This window comes from Pseudomonas sp. UBA3153 (assembly GCF_002364635.1).
Lineage (GTDB): Bacteria > Pseudomonadota > Gammaproteobacteria > Pseudomonadales > Pseudomonadaceae > Pseudomonas_O > Pseudomonas_O kuykendallii.
Map to the genome: position 1 here is coordinate 11,602 of NZ_DEYR01000035.1, position 17,700 is coordinate 29,301.

Genomic DNA, 17,700 nt, shown 5'->3' on the forward strand with positions numbered 1-17,700 from the left:
GACACCTTAGTTCTTGTGCAGACCAAGCTTTTCGAAGAGCACGCGATTTCTCCGCGCTGAGTCCTTTAGAAGCTTGTCATAGGAAATTATTTCAACGTATCCGTTGCCGCCCGTGAGCGTCTTGAAATAACCTTCGCCGTCAATCGACTCGTGATAGTTCATACGCATCTCTCGCTTGAGAGAAGGCGTTAAATCTGCAATCAAATAGCCAAAAAACCGAATGCCGCGTGCGTTAATGGGTCTGCCATCCACGTCGTCAAGTTTGCTCTCTTGAATTTCAACAAACCGCTTGATGATCTGCTGGGCGGGATCCGCCTGATAGTCGTCACGACCGGGGCGTTTGAACTCAATCACGACAATCGCCCCCGTGGAGTCCTCTTCTTCTCGAACACCAATGGGGGTGTCGTAGAAGAAGGCGCAGATGTCAGGCTCCTTGCCGGACGTGTCTTCAAGGCCCTCAATCGATTTCAGTTTCTTATCTGAGGTGAGCAGAGTGTGATAACAAAGCCGCTCGTCAATCACCCACAGGTTCTGCTGCTCAATGAAAACATCCTTTGAAGTAGCTCCCATGGGGAAGAGCATCTTGTGCAAGACCCGTTCAAGCGGATATTTGTTGTCAGAGCGCCGCTTCTTGAGGCTCAGTGACACTAGGTCAAGTATCGTCCGACGATGAGTGATGTACTTCGCAAGCTCAGCCTTGCCCAGTTCGTTTGCCTGTTCGGCAAGAGTTTGGAAGCGTTCGGCGTACTGTTCAAACGACTCACTCTCAAAGTAGGTGGCCGCATGGCGCAGATCCTTGCGAACACTGTCTTCAATGTCCCGTTTGACGTGTAGGAGCGCTTCGTCAAGCTTCTCATCTGACAAGCCAGGTTGAATCCTCTGCTCGATGATTTCTCGGTAGCGAGGATGAGTCAGCGACCTGTATTCGGGTGCCTGTTCGACGAATTTCTCGATCTGGACGCGCTTTTCTTCATTGGTTGATTTCAGGTCGCACGTGAGCAAGGGGCGCAATGCGCCGGTGACGCCCTGGTTCAAGGCGCGGCGGGAAACCAGCGTCTGCTCCAGCTCGGGCTCGTCGTCGCTTTGGAAAGCGATACGCGTCCTCTCCTGGTTGGCATGGTCGTCCAGGTACTCCCCGGTCACCAGAACGATGAGGGTGTAGGGCGACTGCTCGTCATCCAAGAACTTCTCGGGTAGCTCTGGCAGCAGGTCTCTCAGCTTGGTCGTGGTGACTTCGCGCCCGTTGGCGCACAGGTTCAGCTCATGGCGCGAGCGGCCATCACGGTGTCGATAGGCCTGCAAGGCGAACGTGTGGCCGGACACATCGAAGAACTGCTCCTCAATGTGGGCCAGCACCGTGGACTGGAACAGTGCGTGCAGATCAATCGGCGCGTTGCCAGGAGACTCCAGCGTCATCGGCGGGCAGGAGCGGGCTGCAAACCGGATCAAGAAATGCGTGATCACGCGCTCGGCAATCGTCTCGGGCTGTGTGGGCCACCCAGCGCGAAACTTCTCGTTCATGCCCCTCAGAGAAGTCGTCGTGCCCGGGGTCAGTTCGACCTCGGTCGTGACATCCGCGCCCTTAAGCTCATCTTCGATGCTGAAGTCGAACTCACGTAGAAAGGCTTGCCGCTCGTGCTCGAAGACGCTGCGAATGCGAACGGATGAGAACACTTTCAGAAAAGTAAAACGGCCAACGCCTCGCCCACCAAGCTTAACCTTTGACAGCGTATGGGCCTCTTTAAAAGAGGCCAGATTTTTGTCATTGAAGCCGACGCCGTCGTCAATGACATCGAAGCCGTCCACGATCAGCGTCCCGTCTCCACCCTGGTGGGCGAGGTCATGGGAAGCAACCAGCCGAATACGAATCGAGTGGTTGCTGAAGCCATTGTGATGCTCTTCGATAGCATCGACGGCGTTAGAAATGGCCTCATAGAGAGGCATCATGGCCTTGGCCTGGGAAAGCTCCAGCCGGTCCACCAGACCTTTAATGTTAGCTTGCACTACTGACTCCCTCCCTGGCGTGGCGCCTCGCACCAGTACCCAACATGGAAATATACGCAAGCCCATAGAAGAGCATGTCAGTGATATTTCCCAGAGCGATTATTGAATGCAGGCTTGGTCCCTTCCAATACGGTCACAACCGCACTGTTCAGTAGTGGGTTTTCCAATGAGCCAGACACGTAGTTGATGCTGCAGTTTGAGGCTCGGTCAAAGGATGCAAGAATAATCTGCTCTGCATCACAGACCACCGCCAGGTTCGGGTTATGAGTGACCATGATGATCTGGCGCTTCTTTTTGGCCTCGGTTAGCACCGGAACCAGGAGGCGGTACACGGTTTCGTTGTCCAGATTTTCTTCGGGCTGGTCCAAGATGATGGGCGTCTTGCCGTTGTCCACCAGCAAATAGAAGATCAGCAAAAGCGCGCCGCGCTGGCCAGGAGACAGCTGCTCAATCTGCGTATCCTGGAAGAGCAGTGAATACCTTGGCTCGAGAAAATCGAGCCCGAAAATCAAGTCGTAGACCGAAACGGCCGATTGATCCTTCTTCAGTAGGCTGGCAATACCGACCTCAGCGCCAGATCCCTTGGCCGCCTGTTCAAGGGTTTCATGTAAGTCCTTCGCAAAGGCCAGGGCGCCTTCCTTGGTGTTCAAGTCGTGACTATCAAACAGCTTCGTGACTGTTAACAGCGCCTCATCTTGGCCACGCAGCACACCTGACGTCTGCTTGATCAAGGCGAAGAGGCGCTCTGCGATGGCCTCTGCCGAAGCGGCCAGCGTCGCCTGAAACTGAAGCCGATAGTCCTCGCGGATCAAGTCATTCGCCTTGATCAAGTCTTGCACTGGTTTGAAGAGTTCTTCTCGCGCCTTCCGCTGCGCATCCAAGGAGTCGAAGATCTCGGCCGTCAGCTGAAGTCGTGCGGCATGCAGTTCCGCGCGCTTAGCGGGCAACTCTTTGATCTGGGCCAGTCTGGTTTCCAGGCCCACCTTGGTGTCTGGTTCCGTCGGCGTGCCGGTCAGGGCATCCAGCTTCTTGATCCATTCAGCGAGCTGGCGCTGGTAAGTTTCAAACTGCTGCTGGCGGGCGTTGAGCTTGGTCGCATGGGCCTTCTTCTCTTCTTCGAAGGTCTCGAGGGCGCCGGCCAAAGTGCCCGCCTCAGCCTGAAGAGTCGACTGCTGTTCTGTTAGGGCGGAGGACCGCTCATCGAGCAAGTTGGTCTTGATCTCCAACTTCGCGACGTCGGTCCAGTTCAAGCCCGCGAGTTCGAGGTCTTGGGCAACCTGCTGCTGGGTTTGATCGAAGGAGCGCTGAAGTAGTCGCAGTTGTTCTTTCGCGTTGGCGAGAGCCTTCTGCTTCTTGGCGATCGACGTGAGTTCCGCCTGGATATCCTGTGTGCGCTTGGTGGAGGCGTCGATCTTCTGAGCCGTGGCCGCAAGCGCGTCCGCAGCTTGCTTCTGCTCGGGCTCCATCGTTTCAGGCGGCGATGCAACCTCCGCGGGTTTGATCTTCTGGTGCTCCTCGATCTCTCGCATCTTGACCAGCAGCTGATCCGTCAGCTTCTTCTCCTCAATCGGCTGTAGCTGATCTTCAATCCGCGCGATGGTGGCATTGACGACCCTCAGCTCCTTGCGGTATTCACCAAGTCGATTTCTCAGCGCTTGCTCCTGCTGTTCAGTCAGCTGATCGAAATCGAGGGCGCCAAGACGCATCTCCTCACTGGTGTGAGAGAAGATGACGGCGCGCAGCTCCTGCTCAAAGGCGTCCGATTTGCCAGAAACGTGATCGTTGCAAAGCTCCTCAAAGTAGTTCTGAGGGATATATCGGACCAGCTCTTGTTTGTCTTCTGTCGGAAGCTCGTCCAGTGGGCGAGCCTCGATACTCTCATCTCTCCAGGTCAGAGTGCCCGTAAATTGACGCGCAGGATCTCCGCTCTTGCCCAGAAAGCGATCACGCTTGAGAAAGCTAAAGTGCTTCGCCTGGCGGGAATGTCCGAGTGTTGCGATGACATCAGCTAAAGCGCTCTTGCCGCTACCTTTGTTGCCAATGATTGCCACGAGATCCGGATTGAGCGGCAGATCGCAGCCGTGCAGCCAGTTACCGATACCAGTCTTGGTCCCCGTCTTCGCAACTTCGATCGACTCGATAAAGTGAGTCTTACTCGTTTCTACGGATTGGAGCTTGGGCGGCTTCACGCCAATGAACGACCGTTTCGCTGGCTCCAGGATGGCCTGCTTGAGGCCCTGAAAAGTTGGATCTGCCTTGATCCAAGTCTTCTTGTCAGACGGGAAGTCCCCGTAACCACGCTTGTTGTTGTCGCCGGCAACGCCGACGAAGCAATGCGCATCGCTGCCAGACACGGCAAGCCGCGGGACCTCTTTAAGCGCACTGTAGAAGTTGTCAAAAAATTTAGCGTTGCCTGCGGTTATCACACCAGCGAAAGCTGCATGCAAATCGACGCTGCGCGATTCGAAGATAGGCGAGCCCTGGAAGAGGCCCATGACGTAGGCGTAATGCTCATGCCACTTCACGTCAGCTAGCCCATCATTGGTGTCAAAGGGCATGAATCCGATGGCCTGTCCTTGCTTGACCTTGGCAATCGCTGACCTGTATGACTCTGGGTTGAGTTCCGCAACGACGGCGCCAGCGAGCAAGGCCTTCTCGTCGGATGCGAGCACATCTGCCTTGTCGTATCCGTGGGTTTTCAGTTTGTCAGTGCCCGTTTCGCGGGCGAGCTGGATCAAGGCCGAGTCTGACAAAGGGCGGTTTACCAGCTCGATCGTGAGAGCCTGCTTGAAATCGAGCAGTGCCTGATCCTCAATCTCATCAGAGAACAAGACGTGAGCATTGAGCCGTCCCTTCATCGGAGCGGCCAGACGGAGCTCGATACCCGGGAAGACCGTCTTGTGCAATGCTGGGGCTCCGACCTCTTTGAGCCTTGCCTTGAGTGCGAGCCAGCCATCAAAGGTCCAGTAGTCCATGATGCAAAAGACAGCAGGCTCGGCCTTGTTCAGCGAGTCGATCATTTGATCGATGAGGTCACGCCGTTCGTTGGCGTCAGCACAGTCCTTGAACTTTTTACCGAGCCAATGAAATGAGGCTGGCGTGTGCACATGCAGATCCCACTGGCGCCAAACCGAACCACGAGCCATTTCCCTATTTGACATCAAAGTAACTCCCATTCCACGGTAAACAGCGTCTGCTCCACGACATGCTGCTTGAGCTGAGCCTCTAACTGATCGATCAGCGCGTTGCGCTCTTCCTCGATCTCATCCTGGCGGGCAAATAGCTCGCGGCGTAGCTTGCTGCGCTTGCCTTCCAGTTCGCGCTGCAGCTTCTGGTAGCCGAGCTTCTCCTCCAGCGTCGCCGCGGTTGCCGCGATTCGGCGCAGCTCCTTAATCTCACCATCAATCGCCTTGATTTCCTGCTCCAACCCCAGCTTGAGGTCGTCAGCCCAGGCATCGAGCTTGGCGACCTCCTGCTCGAAGTAACCCATGTTGCGCTGGTTGATCTCGCGCAGCAGCTGATTCTTGCGTTGCTCCAGGTCGCTGGCCAACCCTACGGATCCTGCGGCGGCGGATTCGCTCTGCTCCAGACGTCCTGGCAGGCGCAGCAACTTCTCCGGATCATCCTCGGGCAGCGCCTGCCCGTCAGCGGTAACAGCAGAAATAACCAGATGCTGCTCTAGCTTGCCCAGCGCTTCGACAGAGAACAGCTTCAGGGTCAGCCGTCCACACTGACCACGCAAAGGCTCCAGTGTGCTGATCCGCGTGCCATAGGCGGCGTAATCAAAGACCAGTCTGGCGGCAGATGGCTGGTCGAGCGAACGGCTCTTGGCCTGGTCGATCACCCAGGCTGCCAACGGGTGGCCGAGACGGTACAGATGCGACTCACCGGCACGGCGCGGCAGCTCATAACGCCCCAAGGCGATACCTTCGGCACTCCCGGACGGCAGCCTGTGCAACTCGAAGCTGTCGCCATCAAAGCGAGCGTAGTCGTCGAGTTCGGCGCGGGTCAGGTCGAGCAGCAGGCGTTCGAATCGGTTGCGAGTGGCGCTACTGTCTTCGGCACGGATACGCAGCTTGTCCTGCACTTCTTCGTCGAAGTTTTCCAGCAGCACCTGACGGGTCTTGACCATCGCTTCGCTGATTTCCCCGGACAGCTGCAGTTGCAGCTGTTCAAAGCTACGGCGGATCTCCTCGGGATCGCGGCAGTTCTGGTAAATGTCGGCAATGCGACGCTCGAAGTCGACACCGGAGCCAATAGAGCCCAGTACCTCGTCGCTTGCGCCGAATACGCCCTCGAACAGCTGGAATTTCTCAGCCAGCAGTTCGTAGACCCGAGCGTCCGCTTCATTGCTGCGGTCGACGAAGTTCACCACTACCACATCGTGCTTCTGGCCATAGCGGTGACAGCGGCCGATGCGCTGCTCGATGCGCTGAGGGTTCCAGGGCAGGTCGTAGTTGATCACCAGCGAGCAGAACTGCAGGTTGATACCTTCAGCCCCTGCTTCGGTGGCGATCATGATGGTGCCGCGCTCCTTGAAGTGCTCGACAAGCGCGGCGCGGGTATCGGCGGTCTTGGAGCCCGTGATGCGATCACTGCCCGCGTGGCGTTGCAGCCAGTCCTTGTAGATGCGCTGGGCCGTGGCATCGGTGTTAGTGCCGTTGAACAGCACAATGCCGTCGCCATAGGGCGTGTCGGCAAGCAACGACATCAGGTAGTCCTGGGTGCGCCGCGACTCGGTGAAGATAATAGCCTTCCGTGCGGCGCCGAGGCGCTTGAGCTCGGCAAAGGCACGCTCCAGGGCGATCAGCAGCGCCTTGCCCTTGGCGTTCTCGCGGATGCTGGTGGCCAGGTTCTTGAACCGCTGAAGCTCGGCGATTTCAGCGGCGATGGCATCACGCTCGCCAGCGGTCAGAGTAACGACCTCTTCGCTTTCCAGCTCCTTTTCACTTTCATCGGCCAGCTCATCGAGGCCTTCATAGTCCTCATCCAGAGTCTGCGTGAGATCGATGACTTCAGACGCTTTATCGAGATTCCCCTGCAGGCGTCTGGCCATGGTGTCCAAAGCCCCGGCAATCGCATGGGTCGAGGACGCCAGCAGTTTCCAAAGCACCAGAGAAATCAGTTGCCGCTGGCCTTCGGGCAGGGCATTGAGGTTCGGCCGACGCAGGTATTCGGCCACCAGACCGGATAGCTCACGCTCCTCCTGGCTAGGGGTGAACTCCTGAACAATCGCGCGCCTTGCGGTATAGGGAACGTACTGCTGCACCTGACGGCGCAGGGTGCGCTTGCAGACGCTACCCAGGCGCTGCCGCAGACCACCAAAGGCCTGCTCGCGTTCGGTGTTGACGAACTGGGCGCGGAAGCTGTCGATATCACCGAAAACTCGGTCATCGATCATGCTTACCAGCCCGTAGAGTTCAAGCAGGGAGTTCTGCAGCGGCGTTGCAGTAAGCAGTACCTTGGAATGTACGTGGGCCAGCGCATCCTTCAACGTTTTGCCGATGACGTTGTTGTTCTTGTAAACGTTGCGCAGGCGGTGCGCTTCATCCAGCACCACCAGATCCCAGGAAATGGCCTTGACGTCCTTCGCCTTGGCCTTGGCGAACTGATAAGAGCAGATCACCGGACCGCTGGGGAACACGAAAGGATTGCCGACATCTTGCTTGCGGAGCGCGTTGTAACTCTTGGTTTCCAGAATCAGGCCTTGCAGGTTGAACTTGTCCTGCAACTCCTGGTGCCACTGCTTGCGCAGGTTGGCCGGCACTATGATCAGAATGCGTCGACGACGCTCGGCCCAACGCTGGGAGATGACCAGCCCGGCCTCGATGGTTTTACCCAGCCCCACCTCATCGGCCAGGATCACTCCGCGGGACAGTGGATTGCGGCATGCAAACAGCGCCGCATCGACCTGATGGGGGTTGAGATCGACCTGTGAATCGACCAGCGTTGAGGCAAGCGATTCAACCGAATCTCCAGAAGCTCGCCGGGTTAGCAGCCAAGCGTAATACTGGCGTTGGTGCTCGGTAAGAATGGCCAATTGCTTCGCGCTCCCTGCTCAAAGATACTTTCTCAAGTACAAAGACAACCAAAACCCTCGGTTTCAGCCCAACTCAGAATACAGAAAAGCCAATCTCAATTGGCAACCAATTGGCAACCAGAGAGGCGCCATTAAAGGGCACGCTCAAAATCACCGGGCATAAAAAAATCCAGTCACCGTTAAGTGACTGGATTTTCTAGGGTTTTTTGGTCGGGACGGAGTGATTCGAACACTCGACCCCTTGCACCCCATGCAAGTGCGCTACCAGGCTGCGCTACGCCCCGACAAGTGCTTCCAGCACTGCTGAAAGCGGAAGGGACTATACCTTAACCAACTGAAATGTGGAAGTTTTTTGCTGGTTACTTACGCAAGGCCTGAAGTACATCTTCCAGTTCGGTGATCGTCTGCCGGATCAGTTGCTTGTACTGGGTAGTATCGTCCTTGGCTTCGTCGCCAGAAAGACGCTGACGCGCCCCACCGATGGTGAATCCTTGGTCATAGAGAAGCGCGCGGATCTGGCGAATCATCAACACATCCTGACGCTGATAGTAGCGACGATTGCCACGACGCTTGACCGGATTGAGCTGGGGAAACTCCTGCTCCCAGTAGCGCAGGACATGGGGTTTCACCGCACAAAGTTCGCTTACCTCACCGATGGTGAAATAGCGCTTGCCGGGAATGGGTGGCAGTTCGTCGTTATGACTTGGTTCCAGCATAAGCTTCGACTCTGGCCTTCAACTTTTGCCCTGGACGAAAGGTCACCACGCGGCGCGCAGTGATTGGGATTTCTTCGCCTGTCTTGGGGTTTCGGCCCGGACGCTGGCGCTTGTCACGTAAATCGAAATTGCCGAAACCGGACAATTTGACTTGTTCGTTGTGCTCAAGCGCCTGACGGATCTCCTCGAAAAACAGCTCCACCAATTCCTTGGCTTCCCGTTTATTCAGGCCTAGCTCTTCGTACAGACGTTCAGCCATCTCAGCTTTCGTCAGAGCCCCCATACGCTACTTCCTTAACGTGGCGTTGAACCTTTCTTCCAGCGAAGTGAGGATGTTTTGCGTAATGGCGTTCACCTCATCGTCATTAAGAGTGCGTGATGGATGCTGCCAGGTCAAGCCGACGGCGAGGCTTTTTCTATGCGGATCAATACCTTTACCGTCATACACGTCAAATAGCCTGAGGTCGGTCAGGAATTCCCCTCCCCGCTCACGAATGGCCGAAAGCACCTCTTGCGAAGGCAGATCGCGATCCACGATAAAGGCAAGATCACGGCGCACTTCGGGGAAGCGGGACAGCTCGCCGAATGCCGGCAGACGCCCCTGGACCACTTCGCTCAATAACACCTCGAAGAGGAAGACGGGCTTCTCCAGACCCAAGGCTTTACCGAGCTCGGGATGCAGCGCCCCAAGGAAGCCGACCAGACGCCCGTCGCGCTCGACGCGAGCAGCCTGCCCGGGGTGAAGCGCCGCGTGCTCAGCCGGCCCGAAGCTGAATGCATCGCCCGCGCCAGCCACCGCCAGCAGCGCTTCCACGTCAGCCTTGAGGTCATAGAAATCAACGGGCTCACGGCTATTCGCCCAGGCCTCGGGCTGACGCGAACCGCATATCACCCCGGATAGAACGGGCTGCTGCTGCAGCCCATCAAGCGCACCGATGAAACGCTGGCCAGTCTCGAACAGGCGCACGCGATCCTGCTGGCGATTGAGGTTGTGCTGCACGGCCTTGACCAGGCCCGGCCACAGAGAGACGCGCATCGCGGCGAGATCGGCGGAAATCGGATTGGCCAGCAGCAGAGGCTCCACGCCGGGATGGAAGAGCTCGAACAGCTTCGGGTCGATGAAGCTGAAGGTGATCGCTTCCTGATAGCCGCGCGCCACCAACTGGCGACGAAGCTTGCTCAGCGCAACCTTTGCTTCCGGCTTTCCCTTGGGGGCCAGTCGGGCTTGTGGGTAACGCACCGGCAAACGGTTGTAGCCGTAGAGGCGAGCCAGCTCCTCGATCAGATCCACTTCGAGGGAAATGTCGAAACGATGGCTCGGCACCGACACGCTCCACTGCCCATCACCGCCAGTCACGGCCAATTCGAGGCCGTTCAGCAAGCGCTCGACCTCCTCGGCCGGCATCGCCAGGCCAAGCATCTGCTCGATGCGCTCTGCGCGCAGAACAACCGTGGTGGACTGGGGAAGATCCGTCTCGCTGGCCGCTTCAACGACCGGCCCCGCAGAACCGCCGACGATATCGAGCAGCAACGCCGTGGCCCGCTCCATGGCCGTACGCGCCAGTTGCCAATCGACGCCACGCTCGTAGCGATGCGAGGCATCGGTGTGCAAACCGTAGGAGCGCGCCTTGCCGGCCACCGAAATAGGTTCGAAGAAGGCACTTTCCAGGAACAGGTCGCGCGTGCTTTCACTCACGCCGCTGTGCTCGCCGCCCATCACGCCGGCAATCGCCAGCGCGCGCTGATGATCCGCAATCACCAGCGTATCGGGACGCAACTCAACGTCTTGACCATCCAGAAGCACCAGCCGCTCGCCCGCTTCGGCCATGCGCACCCGGATGCCGCCGTTGATCTCGGTGAGGTCGAAGGCGTGCATCGGCTGGCCCAGTTCGAGCATGACGTAGTTGGTAACGTCCACCACCGCATCGATGCTGCGCACATCGGAACGGCGCAGACGTTCAACCATCCACAGCGGGGTCGGCTTGCTCAAGTCGACATTGCGCAGTACACGTCCGAGATAACGCGGGCACGCCTTGGGCTCCGCCACCTCGACCGAAACGACCTGATCATGACTGGCCGGAACGGCAGCCACTTCCACCGGGGTCACGGTGGCGCCGTAGATAGCGCCGACTTCGCGGGCCAGACCGGCAATCGACAGGCAGTCACCACGATTGGGCGTCAGGCCGAGTTCGATGCTCGCATCGTCGAGGTTAAGGTAAGCACGCAGGTCTTCACCGACCGGCGCGTCTGCCGACAGCTCCATCAGCCCGTCGTTGTCCTCGCTGATCTTCAGCTCGGAAGCCGAACACAGCATGCCGTTGGACTCGACGCCGCGTAGCTTGGCCTTCTTGATCTTGAAGTCGCCCGGCAGCTCGGCGCCGATCATCGCGAACGGAATCTTCAAACCGGGGCGCACGTTGGGCGCGCCGCACACGACCTGGGAGACCGCCGAGCCATCGCTGACCTGGCAAACGCGAAGCTTGTCGGCGTCCGGATGCTGTTCCGTGCTCAACACCTCGCCCACGACGACGCCACTGAAGGTACCGGCGACCGGGATCACGTCGTCCACTTCCAGGCCGACCATCGACAGCCGCGCCACCAGATCATCATGGGAAACCGACGGATTCACCCAACTGCGCAGCCACTGCTCGCTGAATTTCATTCTGCTCTCCTAGGCGGCGACCACTCGGCCCATGCCGGGTCAAACCGCAAGAGAACGAAGCGGATGCCTTGCGCCACCGCCCGTCCTCGCATACCTGCCTCGCGGCAGCTCGATTCGTTTAGCCGATCAGCGAAACTGCGCGAGGAAGCGCAGGTCGTTGTCGAAGAACAAGCGCAGATCGTTGACACCATAGCGCAGCATCGCCAGTCGCTCCGCGCCCATGCCGAAAGCGAAGCCCTGATAACGATCCGGATCGATACCTGCCATGCGCAGCACATTCGGATGGACCATGCCGCAGCCGAGCACTTCCAGCCAGCCGGCACTCTCCTGACCGTTTTTCTTCACCACACGGCGGATATCCACCTCGGCGGAGGGCTCGGTGAAGGGGAAGTAGGAGGGGCGGAAGCGGACCTCCAATTCCTCTTCGAAGAACTCGCGCAGAAATCCTTCGATGGTGCTTTTCAGGTCGGCAAAGCTGACGTTCTCGTCGATCACCAAGCCCTCGACCTGATGGAACATCGGCGAGTGAGTCTGATCCGAGTCGCAGCGATAAACGCGACCAGGGCAGATGATGCGAATCGGCGGTTGCTGCTGCTCCATCGTGCGGATCTGCACCGGCGACGTATGGGTGCGCAACAGCATGTTGGCATTGAAGTAGAAGGTGTCGTGCATCGCCCGAGCCGGGTGGTGGCCGGGAATGTTTAGCGCTTCGAAGTTGTGGTAGTCATCTTCGATCTCCGGCCCTTCGGCGACGTCATAACCGATGTCGGCAAAGAGCTCCTCGATACGCTCCAGCGTACGGGTAACCGGATGCAATCCACCGGTAGTCTGGCCGCGACCAGGCAACGTCACGTCGATACGCTCGGCAGCCAGCTTGGCGCTCAGCGCAGCGCTCTCCAGCCCTGCCTTACGTGCATTCAGCGCATCCTGGACGCGCTCCTTGGCGGAATTGATCAGGGCGCCAACTTTGGGGCGCTCTTCGGCAGGAATATCGCCCAGGGTCTTCATCACCTGGGTCAACTCACCTTTCTTGCCAAGATAAAGAACCCGGATCTGCTCCAGGGCATTGACGTCTTCGCTATGTTGCACGGCCTCTAGCGCTTGCGAGACCAATGCATCCAGGTTTTCCATTTCAGGGCTCCAGATACGAAATAGGGGAAGAGCACAGGCTCTTCCCCTATCGTTGACGTTCAGCACCGGGCGAACCCGATGATTGTCGGGGAGTTAAGCCAGAGTGGCTTTGGCTTTCTCGACAATCGCAGCGAACGCCGCTTTTTCGTTCACTGCCAGATCGGCCAGAACTTTACGATCGATCTCGATGGCCGCTTTTTTCAGACCGGCGATCAGACGGCTGTAGGACAGACCGTTGACACGAGCACCAGCATTGATACGAGCGATCCACAGAGCGCGGAACTGACGCTTCCGCTGACGGCGGTCACGGTAGGCGTATTGGCCAGCCTTGATCACCGCCTGCTTGGCAACACGGAACACACGCGAACGTGCGCCGTAGTAGCCTTTGGCGAGTTTCAGAATTTTCTTGTGACGAGCACGGGCGATGACGCCACGCTTAACACGAGCCATGAATTAATCCTCCAGACCGATGAACGAAATCAACGTAGACGCAACGAGCGCTCGACACGAGCGACGTCGGATGCATGCAACAGCGAGGTGCCGCGCAGCTGACGCTTACGTTTGGTGGACATCTTGGTAAGGATGTGGCTCTTGAAGGCGTGCTTGTGCTTGAGGCCCGCAGCAGTCTTCTTGAAGCGCTTCGCAGCGCCACTTTTGGTCTTCATCTTTGGCATGTTCGGATACTCCGCATTCAGTGATTACACATAACCGCAAGGCCTGCCAGTGCCCTGGTGGTTATTTCCGCTTTTTGGGGGCGATGACCATGATCAGTTGGCGTCCTTCCATCTTAGGATGTTGTTCGACGGCGCCGTATTCCGCGAGATCGGTTTCGACCCGCTTCAACAACTCCATCCCCAGCTCCTGGTGGGCCATCTCTCGGCCGCGGAATCGCAAGGATACCTTGGCCTTATCCCCTTCATTTAGGAAACGTACCAGGTTGCGTAGTTTTACCTGGTAATCCCCTTCTTCCGTCCCTGGTCGAAACTTGATTTCTTTGATCTGCTGCTGCTTCTGATTCTTCTTGGCCGCTGCAACCTGCTTCTTCTTTTCGAAGAGATGCTTGCCGTAGTCCATGATCCGGCAAACAGGCGGGACTGCATCAGCAGAGATTTCTACCAAATCCAGTTTGGCTTCTTCAGCAGCGCGAAGCGCTTCATCAATCGAGACGACGCCAATCTGTTGGCCGTCAGCACCAATCAATCGGACCTCTCTGGCCGAGATGTTCTCGTTGATTGGGGCCTTGGGTGCAGCTCGCTTATCCTGTCTCATTTCACGCTTAATAGTGATTACTCCGATTCTTGGCGACCACGCCGGGAAACCGCTTGCGCAAGCAACTCACGAAACTGCTCGAGGGGCATGGAGCCCAAGTCGACGCCTTCGCGGGTGCGCACAGCAACGGAACGTGTCTCAACTTCCCGGTCTCCAACAACCAAGAGATAGGGAACCTTGAGCAAAGTATGCTCACGGATTTTAAAGCCGATCTTCTCGTTTCTCAAGTCGGACTTGGCACGAAACCCGCTTTGAGCCAGAGATTTCTCGACTTCCGAAGCAAAATCGGCCTGTTTGTCGGTGATGTTCATGATCACTGCCTGAGTCGGAGCCAGCCAGGCCGGGAAAGCGCCCTCGTAATGCTCGATCAGGATTCCGATGAAACGCTCGAACGAGCCCAGGATGGCGCGATGCAGCATCACCGGGCGCTGACGGCTATTGTCCTCGCTGATGTAACTGGCATCCAGACGCTCTGGAAGGTTCGGATCGTACTGCAGAGTGCCGCACTGCCAGTTCCGCCCCAGACAGTCCTTGAGCGTGAACTCGATCTTCGGACCGTAGAACGCGCCCTCTCCCGGCTGGTACTCCCAGGATAGGCCGGAGGCATCCAGTGCGTCCGCCAGGGCCTTCTCGGCACGGTCCCACATTTCGTCGGAGCCGACGCGTTTTACCGGCCGGGTGGAGAGCTTCATGATCACGTCGGTGAAACCGAAGTCGGCATAGACCTGCAGGGTCAGCTTGATGAAGTTAGCCGCCTCCAGGCTCACCTGCTCTTCAGTGCAAAAGATGTGCGCATCGTCCTGGGTGAAGCCGCGCACGCGCATGATGCCGTGCAGCGCACCGGAGGCCTCGTTGCGATGGCAGGAGCCGAACTCGGCCAGGCGCATGGGCAATTCGCGATAGCTCTTCAGGCCCTGGTTGAAGATCTGCACGTGGCACGGGCAGTTCATCGGCTTGATCGCGTAGTCGCGACTTTCCGACTCGGTGGTGAACATGTTGTCGGCGTAGTTGCCCCAATGCCCCGACTTCTCCCACAACACGCGATCGACGATCTGCGGCGTGCGCACTTCCAAATAGCCGTTCTCGCGCTGCAGTACGCGCATGTACTGCTCGAGCACCTGATAGATGCTCCAGCCGTTGGGATGCCAGAAGACCATGCCCGGCGCTTCTTCCTGGGTATGGAAGAGGTCAAGGCGCTTGCCGATCTTGCGGTGATCGCGCTTCTCGGCCTCTTCGATGCGCTGAATGTAGGCGGCGAGCTGCTTCTTGTCCGCCCAGGCGGTGCCATAGATACGCTGCAGTTGCTCGTTCTTCGCATCGCCGCGCCAGTAGGCGCCCGACAGCTTGGTCAGCTTGAACGCCTTGAGGAAGCGGGTATTGGGCACGTGCGGGCCGCGGCACATATCCACGTATTCTTCGTGGTAGTAGAGCCCCATCGCCTTCTCGTTCGGCATGTCCTCGACCAGGCGAAGCTTGTAGTCCTCGCCACGGGACTCGAACACTTCGATGACCTCGGCGCGCGGCGCCATCTTCTTGATGACGTCGTAGTCCTTCTCGATCAACTGATGCATGCGCTGCTCGATCGCCGCCATGTCATCGGGCGTGAAGGGACGCTCGTAGGCGATGTCGTAATAGAAGCCGTCCTCGATGACCGGCCCGATCACCATCTTGGCGGTTGGATAGAGTTGCTTGACCGCGTGACCGATCAGGTGCGCGCAGGAGTGGCGGATGATCTCGACGCCTTCCTGATCCTTCGGGGTGATGATCTGCAGGCGCGCGTCATGTTCGATGACATCGCTGGCGTCGACGAGACGGTCGTCCACCTTGCCCGCCACGGTGGCCTTGGCCAGGCCGGCCCCAATGGATTGAGCCACCTCGGCAACGGATACCGGATGATCGAACGAACGCTGACTGCCGTCGGGAAGAGTGATGATGGGCATGGCGCCTCCTCTCCTAGTGGTGACCCCTACCAAAGGCCACGTGGGTTGGGATGAGCCAGTAAGCGATCCGGCGGTATACCCGCCTCACAGTGGCTGGAGCCCGAAGGCCAACCAGACCGGACCGGAGTCACTGGAAGTTTTGGAGGGCGGATGCTTTCAGAAACGCCGCTGCCTGACAAGCGAAAGGGCTAGAAACAGCTAAATCCATGCGTTCAACCGGCATTGGGAGGAAAATATCCGCAAGCAAACCTCCCTTTTTGAAACTGCCTTACCATCAGCGTAACGAACCCGACAAACCCCGTCACACGGGAGACCTCAATGCGCATTTGGATCGTCATGGTTCTCGCCTATCTGCCCTGCGTAACCCACGCCACCACCGTGCTCAAATGCATCGACGCGGCAGGCAACGTGAACTTCACCCAGACGTCCTGCCCGGCCGGGCAACACCTGGACAGCATCAGCGAACTGACCGCCCCACCACCGCCAAGCGGCGATGGCGACCCGGTCAAGCTGGCAGAGCCAAAGGCACCCACGCCGGTGACTGACGCCGCGCCCGCGCCCGCGCAACCGCCGATCGTCATCGTCGCCCCGACACCTGCGCCGGCCCCGGACGTGCAAGGCGTCATTTCCGAGAGCTACCGCAGCTACCAGCGCCATGTGCCCTACCGGCACGATTATTACCCGCCGCCACCCGGTCACTGGGGAAAGCCACCGGGATCATGGCCGCCTCCACCGCCTCCGCGCCCGCCAGTGAAACCGGACGAACCAAGGATCAAGGGAATGCCAATGGACCGCTGAGCGGCAGCTGAAAGGTGGGCAAACGCGCGCTCCGCACGTCGAATTCAATGAAACCGTCGCGGCAAAGGCTGTCCGAATCCATGAGGCATCACCCACCCACAGACTGATGGAGGCTCTCATGGCCATCGAACAAGCACTCTGGAATGAAGTACTCACCCGGCTGCTGCATGCTCATCCAGCAGGACTCGGCAAGGAAGTCCTGGACAACTATCGAGGCCAGCAGGCCGTCGTGGACTGTTTGGCCGATTTGCAGGAACGCGGATTGATTCAGGGAGGTACCATCCTGCCCGGCGCGGTGAACGACCAGTCCCTGGAATTGCCCGTAAAGCTGACATCCGCCGGCGTAGAGCAAGCCAAAGCGATCGAGTGACCGTACGAGCCCGGTCTGGGCCGGGCTTCCCGGAACTACGATCCCGACTGGAGGGAATGATCGCCAGGCGCGCCGGCTACTTCGACTCCTGCCGGATGTCCAGAAGCACCCAGACATCCAACCCTTGGGCGCGGGCGGCCTTTTCGGCTTCCAACTGAGCGGTCAGCCGGCTGATCGAGCGCGAGCGGTGCTCGAAGCGGAACGGCGGGCCGCCATTCTTACGGACGCTCAACTCGACCAGGGTGTAGGTGAAGGGATTAGGCGATTTTTCTTTTTTCTGTTTCTTCGGTGCGGCGGGGGTGAGGCCCAATGCTTGACGCACGTCGTCCTCGGACAAACTCAGATTGCTCAACTACGAAACCCTGCTGCTGGATTGACCGCATACGGCCCGCGGCTGGATGCCGCAGCGATACTGTATCGTCAGCAACCATTGTCGACAATCGACAGATCTAAATTCCGACAGAACTTAATAACAGACCTAATAGAAGTGGATCTCGCCCCCTTCGATGCCGGCAATCTGATCGATGATGGCCGCCGCCGCGCATTCCGCCTCGACGAGGCTGGCGAAATCCTTCGTACGGGTCACCTGGAATGCCGCCGACTGTTCGGCGGTACGTCCTCTGAGCATGACGAACGCCTTGATGCCGTCACTGTCCTGCACAGCACTAGACCAAACGCGCGTAGCACCTATCACTCGATAGCCCATAGCCCGTTACCCGTTCAGTTATGTCCAGGGTTAAGAGCGGCCAAAACGCTCGATAATTGCCCAA

15 protein-coding genes and 1 tRNA gene are annotated in these 17,700 nt (G+C 58.3%); 2 read left to right on the forward strand and 14 right to left on the reverse strand.

The features are described from left to right. Nucleotides 1-6: 6 nt before the first annotated feature. From B2X67_RS08320 to thrS, 12 genes are all read right to left on the reverse strand, one after another. A complete protein-coding gene (locus tag B2X67_RS08320; protein ID WP_124086568.1) occupies nucleotides 7-2,004 on the reverse strand; it encodes an ATP-binding protein in 1,998 nt (665 codons plus the stop codon). A 77-nt stretch (nucleotides 2,005-2,081) separates the two neighbouring features. Further along, nucleotides 2,082-5,150: a TrlF family AAA-like ATPase gene (locus tag B2X67_RS08325; RefSeq protein ID WP_286785210.1), complete on the reverse strand. Its 3,069-nt coding sequence runs from the start codon at nucleotides 5,148-5,150 to the stop codon at nucleotides 2,082-2,084. Between the two features lie 14 nt (nucleotides 5,151-5,164). After that, on the reverse strand, nucleotides 5,165-8,044 hold the full coding sequence (locus tag B2X67_RS08330) for an SNF2-related protein (RefSeq protein ID WP_236081812.1): 2,880 nt from the start codon (nucleotides 8,042-8,044) through the stop codon (nucleotides 5,165-5,167). 207 nt (nucleotides 8,045-8,251) lie between these two features. After that, nucleotides 8,252-8,328 (reverse strand) — tRNA-Pro (locus tag B2X67_RS08335). 75 nt (nucleotides 8,329-8,403) lie between these two features. Further along, the gene (locus B2X67_RS08340; RefSeq protein ID WP_090231128.1) at nucleotides 8,404-8,760 is read right to left on the reverse strand and encodes a MerR family transcriptional regulator; all 357 of its coding nucleotides are present in this window, start codon (nucleotides 8,758-8,760) and stop codon (nucleotides 8,404-8,406) included. Beyond that, complete coding sequence (gene ihfA / locus B2X67_RS08345) at nucleotides 8,741-9,043, reverse strand: integration host factor subunit alpha (RefSeq protein ID WP_003282572.1); 303 nt, start codon at nucleotides 9,041-9,043, stop codon at nucleotides 8,741-8,743. Before ihfA ends, B2X67_RS08340 begins: the two co-directional genes overlap by 20 nt. A gap of 3 nt (nucleotides 9,044-9,046) precedes the next feature. Further along, nucleotides 9,047-11,422, reverse strand: coding sequence for a phenylalanine--tRNA ligase subunit beta (pheT, locus tag B2X67_RS08350; protein WP_286785211.1), 2,376 nt, complete (start codon nucleotides 11,420-11,422; stop codon nucleotides 9,047-9,049). 126 nt (nucleotides 11,423-11,548) lie between these two features. Continuing rightward, the gene (gene pheS, locus B2X67_RS08355) at nucleotides 11,549-12,553 is read right to left on the reverse strand and encodes a phenylalanine--tRNA ligase subunit alpha (protein ID WP_286785212.1); all 1,005 of its coding nucleotides are present in this window, start codon (nucleotides 12,551-12,553) and stop codon (nucleotides 11,549-11,551) included. A 93-nt stretch (nucleotides 12,554-12,646) separates the two neighbouring features. Further along, nucleotides 12,647-13,003, reverse strand: coding sequence for a 50S ribosomal protein L20 (gene rplT / locus B2X67_RS08360; RefSeq protein WP_090231131.1), 357 nt, complete (start codon nucleotides 13,001-13,003; stop codon nucleotides 12,647-12,649). A 29-nt stretch (nucleotides 13,004-13,032) separates the two neighbouring features. After that, a complete protein-coding gene (gene rpmI / locus B2X67_RS08365; protein ID WP_090231132.1) occupies nucleotides 13,033-13,227 on the reverse strand; it encodes a 50S ribosomal protein L35 in 195 nt (64 codons plus the stop codon). A 61-nt stretch (nucleotides 13,228-13,288) separates the two neighbouring features. Beyond that, on the reverse strand, nucleotides 13,289-13,840 hold the full coding sequence (gene infC / locus B2X67_RS08370; protein ID WP_175534400.1) for a translation initiation factor IF-3: 552 nt from the start codon (nucleotides 13,838-13,840) through the stop codon (nucleotides 13,289-13,291). Then, entirely contained in the window at nucleotides 13,840-15,762 is a 1,923-nt protein-coding gene (gene thrS, locus B2X67_RS08375; RefSeq protein ID WP_286785213.1) for a threonine--tRNA ligase, read from the reverse strand. The genes infC and thrS overlap by 1 nt, the downstream gene beginning before the upstream one ends. 318 nt (nucleotides 15,763-16,080) lie before the next feature. On the opposite strand from thrS, the gene B2X67_RS08380 reads away from it, so the two are divergent. Together B2X67_RS08380 and B2X67_RS08385 are read left to right on the forward strand one after the other, a co-directional pair. Next, nucleotides 16,081-16,560: a hypothetical protein gene (locus B2X67_RS08380; RefSeq protein ID WP_282343517.1), complete on the forward strand. Its 480-nt coding sequence runs from the start codon at nucleotides 16,081-16,083 to the stop codon at nucleotides 16,558-16,560. A 118-nt stretch (nucleotides 16,561-16,678) separates the two neighbouring features. Beyond that, on the forward strand, nucleotides 16,679-16,930 hold the full coding sequence (locus tag B2X67_RS08385; protein ID WP_282343515.1) for a hypothetical protein: 252 nt from the start codon (nucleotides 16,679-16,681) through the stop codon (nucleotides 16,928-16,930). Nucleotides 16,931-17,006: 76 nt separating this feature from the next. Here B2X67_RS08385 and B2X67_RS08390 read toward each other — a convergent pair whose 3' ends face one another. Together B2X67_RS08390 and B2X67_RS08395 are read right to left on the reverse strand one after the other, a co-directional pair. Continuing rightward, nucleotides 17,007-17,252 carry a hypothetical protein gene (locus tag B2X67_RS08390; protein WP_312206089.1) on the reverse strand — a complete coding sequence of 82 codons (246 nt, stop codon included), beginning with the start codon at nucleotides 17,250-17,252 and terminating at the stop codon, nucleotides 17,007-17,009. A gap of 156 nt (nucleotides 17,253-17,408) precedes the next feature. Next, nucleotides 17,409-17,558, reverse strand: a complete 150-nt coding sequence (locus tag B2X67_RS08395; RefSeq protein ID WP_282343511.1) for a hypothetical protein — start codon at nucleotides 17,556-17,558, stop codon at nucleotides 17,409-17,411. Between the last annotated feature and the right edge of the window lie 142 nt (nucleotides 17,559-17,700).

Excerpts from the sequence above, each read along its gene's own strand:
- B2X67_RS08325 (WP_286785210.1), bottom strand. The coding sequence starts at position 5,150 with ATGGCTCGTGGTTCGGTTTGGCGCCAGTGGGATCTGCATGTGCACACG.
- B2X67_RS08340 (WP_090231128.1), bottom strand. The coding sequence starts at position 8,760 with ATGCTGGAACCAAGTCATAACGACGAACTGCCACCCATTCCCGGCAAG.
- ihfA (WP_003282572.1), bottom strand. The coding sequence starts at position 9,043 with ATGGGGGCTCTGACGAAAGCTGAGATGGCTGAACGTCTGTACGAAGAG.
- pheT (WP_286785211.1), bottom strand. The coding sequence starts at position 11,422 with ATGAAATTCAGCGAGCAGTGGCTGCGCAGTTGGGTGAATCCGTCGGTT.
- pheS (WP_286785212.1), bottom strand. The coding sequence starts at position 12,553 with ATGGAAAACCTGGATGCATTGGTCTCGCAAGCGCTAGAGGCCGTGCAA.
- rplT (WP_090231131.1), bottom strand. The coding sequence starts at position 13,003 with ATGGCTCGTGTTAAGCGTGGCGTCATCGCCCGTGCTCGTCACAAGAAA.
- rpmI (WP_090231132.1), bottom strand. The coding sequence starts at position 13,227 with ATGCCAAAGATGAAGACCAAAAGTGGCGCTGCGAAGCGCTTCAAGAAG.
- thrS (WP_286785213.1), bottom strand. The coding sequence starts at position 15,762 with ATGCCCATCATCACTCTTCCCGACGGCAGTCAGCGTTCGTTCGATCAT.
- B2X67_RS08380 (WP_282343517.1), top strand. The coding sequence starts at position 16,081 with ATGCGCATTTGGATCGTCATGGTTCTCGCCTATCTGCCCTGCGTAACC.
- B2X67_RS08385 (WP_282343515.1), top strand. The coding sequence starts at position 16,679 with ATGGCCATCGAACAAGCACTCTGGAATGAAGTACTCACCCGGCTGCTG.
- B2X67_RS08395 (WP_282343511.1), bottom strand. The coding sequence starts at position 17,558 with ATGCTCAGAGGACGTACCGCCGAACAGTCGGCGGCATTCCAGGTGACC.